Annotated in this window: 14 protein-coding genes and 1 pseudogene; 11 read left to right on the forward strand and 4 right to left on the reverse strand. The window is 73.0% G+C overall.

All coding sequences use genetic code 11. The features are described from left to right. Positions 1-56 precede the first annotated feature (56 nt). Positions 57-812 (forward strand): hypothetical protein, encoded by a 756-nt coding sequence (locus QUY26_RS07890; RefSeq protein WP_289944502.1) that lies wholly within the window; start codon positions 57-59, stop codon positions 810-812. Positions 813-846: 34 nt separating this feature from the next. Here the strand turns inward: QUY26_RS07890 and QUY26_RS07895 are convergent, their stop codons facing one another. After that, entirely contained in the window at positions 847-1,272 is a 426-nt protein-coding gene (locus QUY26_RS07895) for an NUDIX hydrolase (protein WP_289944504.1), read from the reverse strand. 126 nt (positions 1,273-1,398) lie between these two features. On the opposite strand from QUY26_RS07895, the gene QUY26_RS07900 reads away from it, so the two are divergent. Continuing rightward, positions 1,399-1,848: a VOC family protein gene (locus tag QUY26_RS07900; protein WP_289944506.1), complete on the forward strand. Its 450-nt coding sequence runs from the start codon at positions 1,399-1,401 to the stop codon at positions 1,846-1,848. A gap of 39 nt (positions 1,849-1,887) precedes the next feature. On the opposite strand, the gene QUY26_RS07905 is transcribed toward QUY26_RS07900, so the two are convergent. Next, positions 1,888-2,664 (reverse strand): helix-turn-helix domain-containing protein, encoded by a 777-nt coding sequence (locus QUY26_RS07905; protein ID WP_289944508.1) that lies wholly within the window; start codon positions 2,662-2,664, stop codon positions 1,888-1,890. A gap of 9 nt (positions 2,665-2,673) precedes the next feature. Further along, entirely contained in the window at positions 2,674-3,630 is a 957-nt protein-coding gene (locus QUY26_RS07910; RefSeq protein WP_289944510.1) for an AraC family transcriptional regulator, read from the reverse strand. Positions 3,631-3,711: 81 nt separating this feature from the next. Between QUY26_RS07910 and QUY26_RS07915 the strand changes: the two genes are divergently transcribed. After that, positions 3,712-4,602, forward strand: a complete 891-nt coding sequence (locus tag QUY26_RS07915; protein WP_289944513.1) for an NmrA family NAD(P)-binding protein — start codon at positions 3,712-3,714, stop codon at positions 4,600-4,602. 83 nt (positions 4,603-4,685) lie between these two features. On the opposite strand, the gene QUY26_RS07920 is transcribed toward QUY26_RS07915, so the two are convergent. After that, complete coding sequence (locus QUY26_RS07920) at positions 4,686-5,822, reverse strand: YihY/virulence factor BrkB family protein (protein WP_289944515.1); 1,137 nt, start codon at positions 5,820-5,822, stop codon at positions 4,686-4,688. Positions 5,823-5,839: 17 nt separating this feature from the next. Here QUY26_RS07920 and QUY26_RS07925 point away from each other — a divergent pair, with 17 nt between their 5' ends. From QUY26_RS07925 to cysC, 8 genes and pseudogenes are all read left to right on the forward strand, one after another. Continuing rightward, on the forward strand, positions 5,840-7,474 hold the full coding sequence (locus QUY26_RS07925; RefSeq protein ID WP_289944517.1) for an acyl-CoA dehydrogenase family protein: 1,635 nt from the start codon (positions 5,840-5,842) through the stop codon (positions 7,472-7,474). Positions 7,475-7,850: 376 nt separating this feature from the next. Continuing rightward, complete coding sequence (locus QUY26_RS07930) at positions 7,851-9,152, forward strand: GAF domain-containing protein (protein ID WP_289944519.1); 1,302 nt, start codon at positions 7,851-7,853, stop codon at positions 9,150-9,152. Positions 9,153-9,345: 193 nt separating this feature from the next. Next, on the forward strand, positions 9,346-9,912 hold the full coding sequence (locus tag QUY26_RS07935) for a GNAT family N-acetyltransferase (RefSeq protein WP_289944522.1): 567 nt from the start codon (positions 9,346-9,348) through the stop codon (positions 9,910-9,912). Positions 9,913-10,193: 281 nt separating this feature from the next. Continuing rightward, on the forward strand, positions 10,194-10,277 hold the full coding sequence (locus QUY26_RS40910) for a putative leader peptide (RefSeq protein ID WP_318657890.1): 84 nt from the start codon (positions 10,194-10,196) through the stop codon (positions 10,275-10,277). A gap of 114 nt (positions 10,278-10,391) precedes the next feature. After that, complete coding sequence (locus QUY26_RS07940; RefSeq protein ID WP_289944523.1) at positions 10,392-12,098, forward strand: nitrite/sulfite reductase; 1,707 nt, start codon at positions 10,392-10,394, stop codon at positions 12,096-12,098. Further along, positions 12,095-12,274, forward strand: a complete 180-nt coding sequence (locus QUY26_RS07945) for a hypothetical protein (protein ID WP_289944525.1) — start codon at positions 12,095-12,097, stop codon at positions 12,272-12,274. Before QUY26_RS07940 ends, QUY26_RS07945 begins: the two co-directional genes overlap by 4 nt. Next, entirely contained in the window at positions 12,271-12,987 is a 717-nt protein-coding gene (locus tag QUY26_RS07950) for a phosphoadenylyl-sulfate reductase (RefSeq protein WP_289944526.1), read from the forward strand. The genes QUY26_RS07945 and QUY26_RS07950 overlap by 4 nt, the downstream gene beginning before the upstream one ends. Next, positions 12,984-13,586 (forward strand): annotated as a pseudogene (gene cysC, locus QUY26_RS07955) (adenylyl-sulfate kinase); the annotation flags it as partial. The gene QUY26_RS07950 and the pseudogene cysC, both read left to right, overlap by 4 nt. Positions 13,587-13,608: the final 22 nt, after the last annotated feature.

The following is a 13,608-nucleotide window of genomic DNA, read 5'->3' on the forward strand; positions in this document are numbered from 1 at the left end:
GGCTCCGCATCCCGGCGGGCGGGAATCGCGGAACGCACGGAAGGCGGAGTGACCGCATGGGTGGTCGGCACGTGCTGCGGGCCAGGCGGCTGATCGAGGCAACGCTCGACGGGTCCGAGGGGCTCGGCGAGGAGGAGCTGGCGCGGTCGGCGCGCGCGGTCGTCGCCGAACTGGGCTCCCCGGGACGGCTCTCGGCGCTCGTGACGGAGCTCGCCGCGGGCGTCGGCGACCCCCCGGTGTGCGCGCGGCTCTCGTACCGGCACGTCCTCGGCTTCGACAAGCTGCTGCTCATCGCCGTCGGCACCCGGCACATGCTGCGCGCGCACGTCTGGCATCCAGGCTCGCACCGGGCGGGCCGCGAGGACATCCACAACCACCGTTCCGCGCTCGCCTCGTTCGTGGTGCGTGGCACCCTCGGCATGGAGCTGTACGAGACGGCGGGCGACGGCCCGCTGGCGGCGGCGCGCTACCGCGAGTCGCTGTCGGCGGAGGTCGGCGACTGGCTCCTGGAGCCCGCCGGGCGGGCCAGGCTGCGGCTGACGCAGACCGCCGAGTACGCGGCGGGCAGCGGCTACGCCCTGCCGTCGTACGCGCTGCACCGGGCGTGGTGCGCCTCGCCGGGCGCGGCGGTGACGCTGTTCCTGGAGACGGGCCCGGACCGGCGGCACTGCACGGACGTGTTCACGGGCGGCGTCGGCAACGAGCGGGCGCAGGCGTACGCCAAGGAGCCGCTGGAGGTGGCGGAGTACCTGGCGGAGCTGCGGGCGCTCGCCGAACTGATCGGCGGGAGCGAGGAGTTGACGCGCTCCTAGGAACGCGGGGGCGCAGGACCCAGGGGGTCAGGGGTCAGCGGGCGCGCAGGCGGCTCAGGGCCTGGCCCACGATCTCGCGGTTGTAGTCGTCGATCTCGACCGTGTCCAGCTCGCCGGGGGTGAGCCAGCGGTGGTCCTGGTCGGGGTGGGGCAGCGTCACGTCGAAGCTGAGCGGGCGGACGAGGAAGTTGTCCTGCCAGTTCTTGACCTCGTGCCCTCGGTACTGACTGAGGAAGGAGGACTCGCCGACCTTGCGCACGACGTGGCCGAGCAGTCCGGTCTCCTCCTTCAGCTCGCGCAGCACGCCGTCGCGCGGGCTCTCGCCCGGTTCCAGCTTCCCGCAGGGCACCCCCCACACGCGTGGCAGGAACCGCTCCGTCTCACTGCGACGCACGAGCAGCACACGGCCCCGGTGGGCCACGACGGCTGCCGCAAGATGGTTCTCGCCAGGGATAGCCATGCCACCACCGTAGCGAGGAATCGGGGCCCGGGACAGCCACGGACGCCGTCCGCGCCCCGCCCGTACGCCCCCGGCGCGTCCGATTCCTTCAAGACCCGCACGGAAGGGCTGCCTACGCTTTCCGGCATGAACAGCGAAGACACCGCACGGACCACGCACACCACGGACCCCGCCCCCCGCGTCACGCCCCGCCTGGACATGGTGGGGATCGTCACCTCCGACATGGCGGCGTCCCTCGCCTTCTACCGGAGGCTCGGCCTCGACTTCCCGCCCGGCGCCGAGGACCTGCCGCACGCCGAGGCCACCGTCCCCGGCGGCCCGCGCTTCGCCCTCGACACCGAGGCCACCGTCCGCTCCTTCTCGCCCGGCTGGGAGCCGCCGCAGGGCGGCGGGCGCGTCGGGCTCGCCTTCCACTGCGGTACGCCGGCGGGCGTGGACGCGCTGTACGAGGAGCTGACGGCCGCCGGGTACCGCTCGGAGCTGAAGCCGTTCGACGCGATGTGGGGGCAGCGGTACGCGACGGTGCTCGACCCCGACGGCAACGGCGCCGACCTGTTCGCCCCGCTGCCGCGGTGACCCGGACGGCCACGCGCCTCCCGGCGGCCGTGGCCGCCGTCAGCCCTGTCCCTCGCCGACCCGGCCCAGCAGCTCGGTCAGCCTGAGGCCCGTCAAGTCCTTGACGTCACGGGCGAGATGGGCCTGGTCGGCGAAGCCGGTGGCTGCGGCCGCGTCCGCGTACGGGCGTCCGGCGCGGGCCAGGGCGAGCGCCCGCTGGAGCCGCAGGACACGCGCGAGGGTCTTGGGGCCGTAGCCGAACGCGGGCAGGGAACGGCGGTGCAGCTGCCGGGCGCCGAGGCCCATTTCGGCCGCGGTCTCGGCGACCCCGCGGCCCGCGCTCAGCAAGCGCACCACCTGGGCCAGGAGCGGGTCGGGCGGCGGCGCCTGGGCGGCCCGCTCCCCGGCGACGGCCTCAAGCGCCGCCACCGGGTCCTCGGCCCCGTCCACGCGCGCGGTGAGGCGGCGCACCTCGGCGGCGCCCCACAGGTCCGCCAACTCCACGCGCTGGTCGCGCAGTTCGTGCGCGGGGACGCCGAGGAGCGCGGGGGCCGTGCCGGGCGCGAAGCGGATGCCGACGTACCGGCCCGCCTCCCGGCCCTCGGGCCGATACGCGTGCGTGTCCGGGCCCGCGACGAACAGCCTGCCCTCGGTCCACAGCAGGTCCATGCAGCCGTCGGGCAGGACCGGCGAGACGGCCGGGGCTCCGGCGGTGCCGTCCGGTGCGGTCGCCTTGCTCCACACGACGGCACCGGGCAGCACGGCGGAGGGCCGCTCGGCGTACGCGGGCACCGGGCCCTCGTACCCGCCCCTGCCTCCGCCTCCGCCGACCGTCATGACCCCAGGCTACGACCCGCCCGTGCGGTGTTCCTGCGGGCTGACGCCGTACTCCCGCTTGAAGGCGCTGGACAGCGCGAACGCGCTGCCGTAGCCGACCTTGCGGGCGATCGCGGCGATCGTCAGGTCGGTGTCGCGCAGCAGGTCGGCGGCCAGGGCGAGCCGCCAGCCGGTCAGGTACGTCATCGGCGGCTCGCCGACCAGTTCGCTGAAGCGCCGGGCGAGGGCGGCCCGGGAGACGCCCGCCTTGGCGGCCAGCGAGGCGACCGTCCAGGGGTGCGCCGGGTCGTCCTGGAGGAGGCGGAGGACCGGGCCGACGACGGGGTCGCCCATGGCCACGTACCAGGCGGGGGCCGCCGCCTCCGGGCGGGAGAACCAGGCCCGCAGGGCCGCGATGAGCAGCAGGTCGAGGAGGCGGTCGAGGACGACCTCCTGGCCCGGCTCGTCCTTGTCGATCTCCTCCGCGAGGAACGGCGTGAGGGGGCAGTCCCACACCTCCGTCGGCAGCACGAGCAGCGGCGGCAGCGCGTCGAGGAGGCGGCCGGTGATCTCGCCCCTCATCTGGTACGTCCCGATCAGCATCTGGACGCTGCCGTCGCGCTGGCCCCAGCGGCGCAGGCCGAGCGTCGCGTAGTGGCCCTCGGGGGCTCCGTTCAGAGGTGCGCAGGACTGGCCGGGGCCGATCTCGCCGTAGGGCGGGGTGTCCCGGTCGCCCGTGACCAGGTAGGGGTCGGGCGCGCGGGCGATGGCCACGTCGCCGGGGCGGACCAGCCGGGGCGGCCGGTCGGGGTGCGGGGTGCCGTCCGCGGTCTCCGGGACGATCCAGGCCTCACCGGCCACCATGATCATGACCGACACGGGCGCCTCGTCGGCGATCCGGACCGACCAGGGCGGCTCGAAGCACGCGCGGAGCATGAAGGCGCCGCGGGCGCGGGGGCCCTCCAGCAGACCTGCGAGTACGTCCATGGGGGCAGCGTAGACGCACACACATGCGCGTGAGCCGCTGACGGATGGCTCCCGTGCGGGGCCCGGCAGTTGACTTGCCCCATGACGACGAACGAACAGAACACGACGGCGAACGAGCAGAACACACAGCACACGCAGGGCTCCGGAGCACCGCTGACGGTCCTCGTCACCGGAGCGACCGGGCGGGTCGGGAGCCGGGTCGCCGAGGCGGCGCGGGCCGCGGGCCACGAGGTCCGGGCCGCTTCGCGGTCCGGCGCGGTGCGGTTCGACTGGTACGACGCGTCGACGTGGGCGGACGCCCTGCGGGGCACCGACGCCGCGTTCCTCGCCTACCAGCCCGACGTCGGCGCGCCCGGTGCCGCCGAGGCCGTCGGCGCGTTCGCCCGGCGGGCCGTCGAGCTGGGGGTGCGGCACCTCGTCCTGCTCTCGGCGCGCGGGGAGGACCAGGCCCACGCCACGGAGGACGCCCTCGCGGTGCCCGGGGCGCGGTGGACCGTCGTGCGGGCCAGCTGGTTCGCGCAGAACCTCAGCGAGGGGCCGCTGGCCGATGCCATGCGGGAGAGCGGGGAGCTGGCGTTTCCCGGGGGTGAGGTGCTCGAGCCCTTCATCGACGTGCGGGACGTCGCGGACGTCGTCCTCGCCGTGCTCGCCGCGGGGGCGCGGTACGACGGGCAGGTCCTGGAGGTGAGCGGGGGGCGGCTGCTGTCCTTCCGCGACGCCGTCGCCGAGGTGTCCGCCGCCGCCGGGCGTGAGTTCTCCTACGTGCCCGTGCCCGCCCGCGCATACGGTGCCGCCCTGCGTGAATTCGGCGTCCCCGACGCGGAGGTCGCATTCCTCATCGACCTCTTCGAAACCAACCTCGACGGTCGCAACGCCCACATCTCCCCCGGCGTCCGGGAAATCCTCGGCCGCGCCCCGAGGGAATTCTCCGCCTTCGCCCGGGAAGCCGCGGCTGCGGCTACCTGGAAGTAGCGACGCCGACCGCGGCCGGGGGTGGGCCGGTCCTGCGGCGATCGGCGCAGCTGAAGGTGGCGTCGGCCGGGCTCCGGGAGCGGCTAGTCCGGGTCGGGGTGGTCCCCGTTGCGCTTGGAGTGGTGGGTGCGCAGGCGGGACGACACGTCGTCGGGGGGCAGGAAGCGGGACCAGCGCTCGGGGAACTCCGAGGGCATCTCGGGGTCGTCGGGATCATCGGCGGCCCGCGCGGCCGCGGCGCGGGCGATGAGCTCCGCGGCCTTGGCCTCCCGCGCCCGCTCATTGGCCTCACGCGCGGACGCCGTGGCGACGGACGGCCACACCCGGTCTATGGCGGCGTTGACGGCGGCCCCGACGAGCACGGCGAAGGCCGAGACCCCGATCCACAGGAGCACGGCGACGGGCGCGGCCAACGACCCGTAGATGGTGGGACCTTCCACCGTGCTCGTCAGGTAGATCCGCAGCAGGAAGCTGCCGAGCACCCACATGCCGAGGGCGATGAGCGCCCCGGGCATGTCCTCCACCCAGGGCGACCGCACGGGCACGGACACGTGGTAGAGGGTGGTGAGGAAGATGATGGACAGGAGGGTGACGACGGGCCAGTAGAGGATCTGGACGACCGTCGCCGATCCGGGCACCAGCTTCACCACGGCGTCCGGCCCGGCCACCATCAGCGGCAGCGCGACGGACCCGATGACGAGGGCGACGAGGAAGAGCCCGAAGGCGAGGAGCCGGGTCTTGACGATGCCGCGGGCGCCGTCGAGTCCGTACATGACGGTGATGGTGTCGATGAAGACGTTGACGGCGCGCGAACCGGACCAGAGGGCGAAGAGGAACCCTATGGAGATGACGTCGGGCCGCCCGACCTTCATGACGTCCTCGAGGATCGGCTGCGCGATCTCACGGACCCCCTTGTCGGAGAGGATCGTGCGGGACGCCTCCAGGATGTTGTTCTCGACGCTGGTGATGGTGTCGGCGCCCGTCCACCGGTCCACGTACGCGAGCAGCCCGATGAGGCTCAGGAGCAGCGGCGGCACGGACAGCAGCGTGAAGAACGCCGCTTCCGCCGCGAGCCCGAGGACGCGGTACTCGATGCAGGAGTTGACGGTGTCCTTCAGCAGCAGCCAGGCGGTCCTGCGCTTGGAGACGTTGCGGTAGAGAGCGCGAGCCCGTTTCCAGCGGCCGTGTGGCCGCCCGGGTGTTTCTTTTGCCTGGTGCACCTCCTTACCGTAGCGGCATGGCAGCCACCACCCACACAGTGACCAACCAGGCTCCGCCCCTGGTGGGATACGACGTCTTCACGTCCGACCGCGCTCTGGTGGAGGGGGTCGAACGGCATCTCGACCCGTCGCTCCTGAAGGCGACTCACGAGGAGCTTTCCATGCTCGGCCGCACCGCGGGTTCCGCCCAGGCACAGGAGTGGGGGGTGCTCGCGAATGAGAATCCACCCGTTCTGCGCACCCATGACCGGTATGGGAACCGTGTCGACGAAGTCGCGTTCCACCCCTCCTGGCACCGGCTGCTCGGCAAGGCGGTCGGCGCGGGCCTGACGGCGGCGTGGAACCGCCCCGGCGGGCACGTGCGGCGGGCGGCGGGCTTCCTGGTGTGGACGCAGACGGAGGGCGGGCACGGCTGTCCGGTGTCGATGACGCACGCGGCGGTGCCCGCGCTGCGCGCCGACCCGGCGCTCGCCGCCGAGTGGGAGCCGCGGCTGACGTCCATGGTGTACGACGAGGGGCTGCGTCCGGCCGCGCAGAAGGCGGGCGTGCTCTTCGGGATGGGCATGACGGAGAAGCAGGGCGGAAGTGACGTACGCGCGAACACGACGCGGGCGCGGGCGCTCGCCGAGGACGGCGCCTATGAACTCGTCGGGCACAAGTGGTTCTGTTCCGCGCCGATGTCGGACGGTTTTCTCGTGCTCGCGCAGGCGACCGAGGGACTCACTTGTTTTCTGGTGCCACGGGTCCTCGACGACGGTTCCCGGAACGTATTCAACATTCAGCGCCTGAAGGACAAACTCGGAAACAAGTCGAACGCCTCCAGCGAGGTCGAATTCGACGGGACCTGGGCACGCCGGGTCGGGGACGAGGGGCGCGGGGTGCGCACCATCATCGAGATGGTGGCGGCGACCCGGCTCGACTGTGTCATCGGCTCGGCGGCGCTGATGCGCCAGGCGGTGGCGCAGGCCGTGCACCACGCCACGTACCGGGAGGCGTTCGGCGGCAAGCTCGTCGACAAGCCGCTGATGCGCAACGTCCTCGCCGATCTGGCCGTGGAGTCGGAGGCGGCGACGACGCTGGCGCTGCGGCTCGCGGCCGCGTACGACGACGGGAGCGAGCAGGAGCGGGCGTTCCTGCGGCTCGCGGTGCCGGCCGCGAAGTACTGGGTGACGAAGCGGTGCACACCGCTCGCGGGCGAGGCTCTGGAGTGCCTGGGCGGCAACGGGTACGTCGAGGAGTCGGGGATGCCGCGGCTCCTGCGGGAGGCGCCGCTGAACTCGATCTGGGAGGGCTCGGGCAACGTCCAGGCCCTTGACGTGCTGCGGGCGCTGCAGCGGGAGCCGCAGGCGCTCGCCGCGTTCCTGGAGGAGGTGGGCGCGGCACGCGGGGCCGATCACCGTCTGGACGCCGCGATCAAGGACCTGCTGACCGAGCTCGCGGACCTGAACGGCGTCGAGGCGCGGGCACGGCGGCTGGTGGAGCGGATGGCCCTGGTGCTCCAGGGCTCGCTGCTCGTGCGGTACGCCCCGGCGGAGGTCGCCGACGTGTTCTGCGCGTCCCGGCTCGGCGGGGACTGGGGCGCGGCGTTCGGCACGCTGCCGCACAGCCTGAACCTGGGGGCCGTGGTGGAGCGGGCGGCCGTGGGGATCTGAGGGGGCGCGTGGCCCTGAGAGGGGGGCGCGTGGCTTCGGGAGTGCGTGCGTCGCGGAGCGTGCGCGCGGCCCCGAGCGGGGCGCGCGCCCGACGGGCACTGTCACGGGGGTGGTGCTGCGCCGACACGGCACCACCCCCGGTCTTCAGGCCCCGTCGGGACGGGCGCCGCACGGGGCGGCGCACGGCCAAGTTTCAAACACCGCACGACTGTTCGCCAGAGTTGCAGAGGGTTGCAACTCTGGACGGTGTGCGCGGCCCGGGATCGTACGACCTGGGTGAAGCATGTCCCTCGGCAGGCCGGGAAGGGCACGATGGATGCCGTGCCCCCCTCTGCCGGCCTCTGTCGGCGGGCTCGGGGAGCGGGAGGAACCAGTGATGAACACGCACGCGACGTTCGACCTAGAACAGCTGACGGCCGCCAAGACCGCGCAGGCCGCACAGCTCCTCCGGGAGGTGCGCGACGCCAGGATCGCCGGAGTGCGGCCCCGGATCGGGCCCCGGCCGGAGATAGGGGCATCCTGGGACCGGATGCTGGCGAGCGGTGTCGACCCCGAACACGACGTCCGCTCGGGCGTGTTGAGCACGGACGAGGTGGAGCGGCGGCGGCAGGCCTCGCCGCTCCGGCACGTGCTTCCGGTGCTGCGCGAGGGGCTGCTCTCGGTCGCGGACGTCGCGCAGCACATCATGGTCGTCGCGGACGCCGAGGGGCGGCTGCTGTGGCGTGAGGGCAACAGGTCGGTGCTGCGGATGGCCGACGGGCACGGCTTCGAGGTGGGCGCCGACTGGCGGGAGGGCATCGTCGGCACGAACGGCGTCGGCACGGCGCTGGTGGCCCGGCGTCCCGTGCAGGTCTTCTCCGCCGAGCACTTCGTCCGCACGCACCACCGCTGGACCTGCACGGGCGCGCCGATCAGCGACCCGAGGGACGGGCGGCTGCTCGGCGTCGTCGACATCAGCGGGCCGCTCGACACCATGCACCCGGCGACGCTCGCCCTGGTCCGCTCGGTCGCCAAGCTCGCCGAGGCACGGTTGCGCGAGGCGCATCTGACGGCGCTGGACCGGCTGCGGTCGGTGGCTGCGCCGGTGCTCGCCCGGGTGGACGGGCGGGCCGTCGCGGTGGACAGCCACGGCTGGACGGCGGCGGTCACGGGCATGCCGCCGGTGGACCGGCTCACGCTGCCCAAGTCCCTTGCCGACGGCCGCTCCTGGCTGCCCGCGCTCGGCATGTGCACGGTGGCGCCGCTGCCCGGCGGCTGGCTGCTGCGCCTCGACGACGAGGAGCGGGACGTGGCCGGTCCGGGGGCCGGGACGCGGGTGGTGGTGGATGTGGCGGCGCCGCACCGGTGGACGGTCACCGTCACCGGCAGTGCGGGCTGCTGGACCCATGAGCTGTCCCCCCGGCACGCCGAGTTGCTGTTCCTCCTCGCCACGCACCGCTCGGGGCGGTCCGCGGCGGGCCTCGCCACGGACCTGTTCGGCGACCCGGCCCGCACGGTGACGGTCCGCGCGGAGCTGTCCCGCGTCCGGCGCTATCTGGGCGGCCTGCTCGCCCACCGCCCCTACCGCTTCCAGGAGGACACGGACGTCGAGCTCCTGCTGCCCGACGACGTCTCGCGGCTGCTCCCGCACTCGCTCGCACCGGCGGTGCTGCGTGCGCGGGCGGCGGCGGAGCCTTGACGGGGGCGGGGCCCCGCTGGGCCTGCTTACACGAGTCATGCCGTCCGCGCGTACGCCTCGCACCCGCCGTCGGATCCGCTCTGGCCCGCCGGGTCCGCCCTGGGCCCCTCCGATCCCCCTGGCCCGCCGGACCCGCCTTGGCCCGCCGGATCCGCCTTGGCCCGTCGACGCCGCCCATGATTGCCTGACCGGCATGAACATCCCCGTCACCACCTGGTCCCTCGAACAGACCGACCGCGCCGATCTGCTCCCGGCCGCCGCCCCGGACGGCGACGTACGGATCGTGCGGGCCGAGGTGCCCTCGCCCGAGTTCAGCCGCTTCCTCTACTCCGCCGTCGGGGGCGACATCAACTGGGTGGACCGGCTCTCCCTCAGCTACGCGCAGTGGCAGGAGCATCTGGACCGGCCGGGCGTGGAGACGTGGGTGGCGTACGACAGGGGTACCCCGGCCGGGTACGTGGAGCTGGATCCGCAGGACGACGGTGTCGTCGAGATCGTCTACTTCGGCCTGATCCCCGCGTTCCGGGGGCGGCGGATCGGCGGGCACCTCCTCGCGTACGGGGCGGCCCGCGCGTGGGACCTCGCGGAGCGGTGGCCCGGGCGGGCGCCCACGAAGCGGGTGTGGCTGCACACGTGCAGCCTCGACGGGGAGCACGCGATGGAGAACTACCTGCGGCGCGGCTTCAAGCTCTTCCACACGGAGGTCGCGGAACAGCCCCAGCAGGCCACCCCCGGCCCCTGGCCCGGGTCGCACGGCTGACGTCCGCCGCGTCACAGTCGCCCTCGATCGGGGGCGCCCCCGATCGCGCTCCGCGCCTCGCCCTCAGGCTCCGGACGAATATCCCCGGCGCACCGGCCCGGCAGCCAAGAGCGCACGGACGGGAGAATCAGCCCGTCCGGCGCTCGCGGACGAGGCGCGGAGCGCCGAAAGGCGGGGGAACGGGGGTCCACCTCCCCTAGTCAGTCCAGGATACGGGACGCATACGTCCAGTATACGGACAGAGGTGGACTGCGCCGAAAGGCGCATGCCACGCTTCCGTCATGTCTCGAGCTGGAACCGCCTTGGTGAGTCGACGTCACGTCGACCTCGGCCGCATGTCCAGCGCCATGTGTCCGGCGAGCTGAGAACCCAGCACCGCCGCATTCCCTCTGTCTGACCCCTCCCCGCGCACCGCCGCGCCTTCTGCGCGAGTGTGCAGGTCAGAGCCGCTCTCAGCCTGCTGTGAAGGACATACACCCATGGCCGCCAACCCTGAAGACACCGCGACCGCCGCCCCCCGCGCGCCCCGGCGCAAGGCGAGCCGCCACCGTGGCGAAGGCCAGTGGGCTGTCGGTCACTTCACTCCGCTCAACGGAAACGAGCAGTTCAAGAAGGACGACGACGGTCTCAATGTGCGGACACGCATTGAGACGATCTACTCGAAGCGCGGCTTCGACTCCATCGACCCGAACGACCTGCGCGGCCGGATGCGCTGGTGGGGGCTCTACACCCAGCGCAAGCCCGGGATCAACGGCGGCAAGACCGCGATCCTGGAGCCGGAGGAGCTGGACGACGAGTACTTCATGCTCCGGGTGCGGATCGACGGCGGCCGCCTCACCACCGACCAGCTGCGCGTGATCGGCGAGATCTCGCAGGAGTTCGCACGCGGCACGGCCGACATCACCGACCGGCAGAACATCCAGTACCACTGGATCCGCATCGAGGACATGCCGGAGATCTGGCGCCGCCTGGAGGCCGTGGGCCTGTCCACGACCGAGGCCTGCGGCGACACTCCGCGCGTCATCCTCGGCTCGCCCGTCGCGGGCATCGCCGAGGACGAGATCATCGACGGCACGCCCGCCGTCGACGAGATCCAGCGCCGCATCGTCGGCAACCCGGCCTTCTCGAACCTGCCCCGCAAGTTCAAGTCCGCGATCTCCGGCTCGCCGCTCCTGGACGTGGCGCACGAGATCAACGACATCGCGTTCGTCGGCGTCGTCCACCCCGACCTGGGCCCCGGCTTCGACCTGTGGGTCGGCGGCGGCCTCTCCACCAACCCCAAGATCGGCCAGCGGCTCGGCGCGTGGGTGCCCCTGGAGGACGTGCCGGACGTCTACGAGGGCGTCATCTCGATCTTCCGCGACTACGGCTACCGGCGCCTGCGCACCCGGGCCCGGCTGAAGTTCCTCGTCGCCGACTGGGGTGTGGCGAAGTTCCGCCAGGTCCTCGAGGACGAGTACCTGCTGCGCAAGCTGGCCGACGGCCCCGCCCCCGCCCAGCCGGTGCGGCGCTGGCGCGACCACGTCGGCGTGCACCGGCAGCGGGACGGCAGGTTCTACGTCGGCTTCGCCCCGCGCGTCGGCCGCGTCGACGGCACCGTACTGACGAAGATCGCCGACCTGGCCGCCGCGCACGGCTCGGGCCGTCTGCGCACCACCGTCGAGCAGAAGATGATCGTGCTCGATGTGGCCGAGGAGCAGGTCGAGTCGCTGGTCGAGGGCCTGGAGGCGCTGGACCTCACGGTGCGCCCGTCGTCGTTCCGACGCGGCACGATGGCCTGCACCGGCATCGAGTTCTGCAAGCTCGCGATCGTCGAGACCAAGGCGCGCGGCGCCTCGCTCATCGACGAACTGGAGCGCCGCATCCCGGACTTCGACGTGCCCATCACCATCAACATCAACGGCTGCCCGAACGCCTGCGCCCGCATCCAGGTCGCCGACATCGGCCTCAAGGGCCAGCTCGTCCTGGACGACGACGGCAACCAGGTCGAGGGCTTCCAGGTGCACCTGGGCGGCGCGCTCGGCCTGGAGGCCGGGTTCGGCCGCAAGGTGCGCGGCCTGAAGGTCACGTCGGCCGAGCTGCCGGACTACGTGGAGCGCGTCCTCAAGCGGTTCCAGGCCGAGCGCGAGGACGGCGAGCGGTTCGCGACCTGGGCGGCCCGCGCCTCCGAGGAGGCGCTGTCGTGAGCGAGCGAGCGGCCCCCTTCTACTGCCCCTACTGCGGCGACGAGGACCTGCGGCCCAGCGAGCAGGGTCACGGCGCCTGGGAATGCGCGGCGTGCAACCGAGCCTTCCAGTTGAAGTTCCTCGGGCTGCTGACCCGTGGACTTCAGCGCAACGACCCTGGAGGGGAAGCGATATGACGACAACTCAGGACCCCGACACAGCCACCGCGGCCGAGCTGCGGGCGCTCGCCGAACAGGCCGGGCGCGACCTGGAGGACGCCGCCGCGCTCGACATCCTCCGCTGGGCCGCGGATACCTTCGGCGCCCGGTTCTGTGTGACGTCGTCGATGGAGGACGCGGTGGTCGCCCACCTCGCCGCGCGCGCCAGGCCCGGTGTGGACGTGGTGTTCCTCGACACCGGGTACCACTTCCCCGAGACCATCGGCACCCGCGACGCCGTCGAGGCCGTCATGGACGTCAACGTCATCACGCTCACGCCGGAGCTGACCGTGGCCGAGCAGGACGCCGCGTACGGCCCGCGCCTGCACGACCGCGACCCGGACCGGTGCTGCGCGATGCGCAAGGTCAAGCCCCTCGAAGAGGGCCTGGCCGGGTACACCGCGTGGGCGACGGGGCTGCGCCGCGACGAGTCCCCCACCCGCGCGAACACCCCGGTCGTCGGCTGGGACGAGAAGCGGCAGAAGGTCAAGGTCTCGCCGATCGCCCGCTGGACGCAGGACGACGTGGACGCGTACGTCACCGAGCACGGCGTCCTCACCAATCCGCTGCTCATGGACGGCTACGGCTCCGTCGGCTGCGCGCCGTGCACCCGGCGCCTCCTCGACGGTGAGGACGCCCGCGCGGGGCGCTGGGCGGGGCGCGCCAAGACCGAATGCGGGCTGCACGGATGACGGCCCCTCAGACAGCCGTGGCGGCCCTTCAGACAGCGACGACAGACCCCCGAAGTGTTCAGGAGACCCATGTGACCGGAGCCACCGTCTGGCTCACGGGCCTGCCCAGCGCGGGCAAGACCACCATCGCCCACGAGCTGGCGCGCACCCTGCGCGAGAAGGGCCACCGGGTGGAGGTCCTCGACGGCGACGAGATCCGCGAGTTCCTCTCCGCGGGCCTCGGCTTCAGCCGCGCCGACCGGGACACCAACGTCCAGCGCATCGGCTTCGTCGCCGAACTCCTCGCCCGCAACGGCGTGCTCGCCCTCGTCCCGGTGATCGCGCCGTTCACGGACAGCCGCGAGGCGGTCCGCAAGCGCCACCAGGCGGGCGGCACCGCCTACCTGGAGGTGCACGTGGCCACGCCGGTGGAGGTCTGCTCCGTACGGGACGTGAAGGGCCTGTACGCCAAGCAGGCCGCGGGCGAGATATCGGGGCTCACCGGCGTCGACGACCCCTACGAGGAACCCGAGTCGCCCGATCTGCGCATCGAGTCCCAGGACCAGACCGTGCGGGAATCCGCGGCAGCGGTGTACGCGCTGCTCGACGAAAGGGGTCTCGTGAGCGACGCGGACGCGGCCG

The organism is Streptomyces flavofungini (genome assembly GCF_030388665.1).
In the GTDB taxonomy this organism is placed as follows: Bacteria; Actinomycetota; Actinomycetes; order Streptomycetales; family Streptomycetaceae; genus Streptomyces; species Streptomyces flavofungini_A.

Bases quoted from the DNA above. Each gene is read 5' to 3' on its own strand.
- QUY26_RS07900 (WP_289944506.1), top strand. From the start codon at position 1,399: ATGAACAGCGAAGACACCGCACGGACCACGCACACCACGGACCCCGCC.
- QUY26_RS07915 (WP_289944513.1), top strand. From the start codon at position 3,712: ATGACGACGAACGAACAGAACACGACGGCGAACGAGCAGAACACACAG.
- QUY26_RS07905 (WP_289944508.1), bottom strand. From the start codon at position 2,664: ATGACGGTCGGCGGAGGCGGAGGCAGGGGCGGGTACGAGGGCCCGGTG.
- QUY26_RS07930 (WP_289944519.1), top strand. From the start codon at position 7,851: ATGAACACGCACGCGACGTTCGACCTAGAACAGCTGACGGCCGCCAAG.
- QUY26_RS07890 (WP_289944502.1), top strand. From the start codon at position 57: ATGGGTGGTCGGCACGTGCTGCGGGCCAGGCGGCTGATCGAGGCAACG.
- QUY26_RS07935 (WP_289944522.1), top strand. From the start codon at position 9,346: ATGAACATCCCCGTCACCACCTGGTCCCTCGAACAGACCGACCGCGCC.
- QUY26_RS07910 (WP_289944510.1), bottom strand. From the start codon at position 3,630: ATGGACGTACTCGCAGGTCTGCTGGAGGGCCCCCGCGCCCGCGGCGCC.
- QUY26_RS07950 (WP_289944526.1), top strand. From the start codon at position 12,271: ATGACGACAACTCAGGACCCCGACACAGCCACCGCGGCCGAGCTGCGG.
- QUY26_RS07895 (WP_289944504.1), bottom strand. From the start codon at position 1,272: ATGGCTATCCCTGGCGAGAACCATCTTGCGGCAGCCGTCGTGGCCCAC.
- QUY26_RS07925 (WP_289944517.1), top strand. From the start codon at position 5,840: ATGGCAGCCACCACCCACACAGTGACCAACCAGGCTCCGCCCCTGGTG.
- QUY26_RS40910 (WP_318657890.1), top strand. From the start codon at position 10,194: ATGTCTCGAGCTGGAACCGCCTTGGTGAGTCGACGTCACGTCGACCTC.
- QUY26_RS07940 (WP_289944523.1), top strand. From the start codon at position 10,392: ATGGCCGCCAACCCTGAAGACACCGCGACCGCCGCCCCCCGCGCGCCC.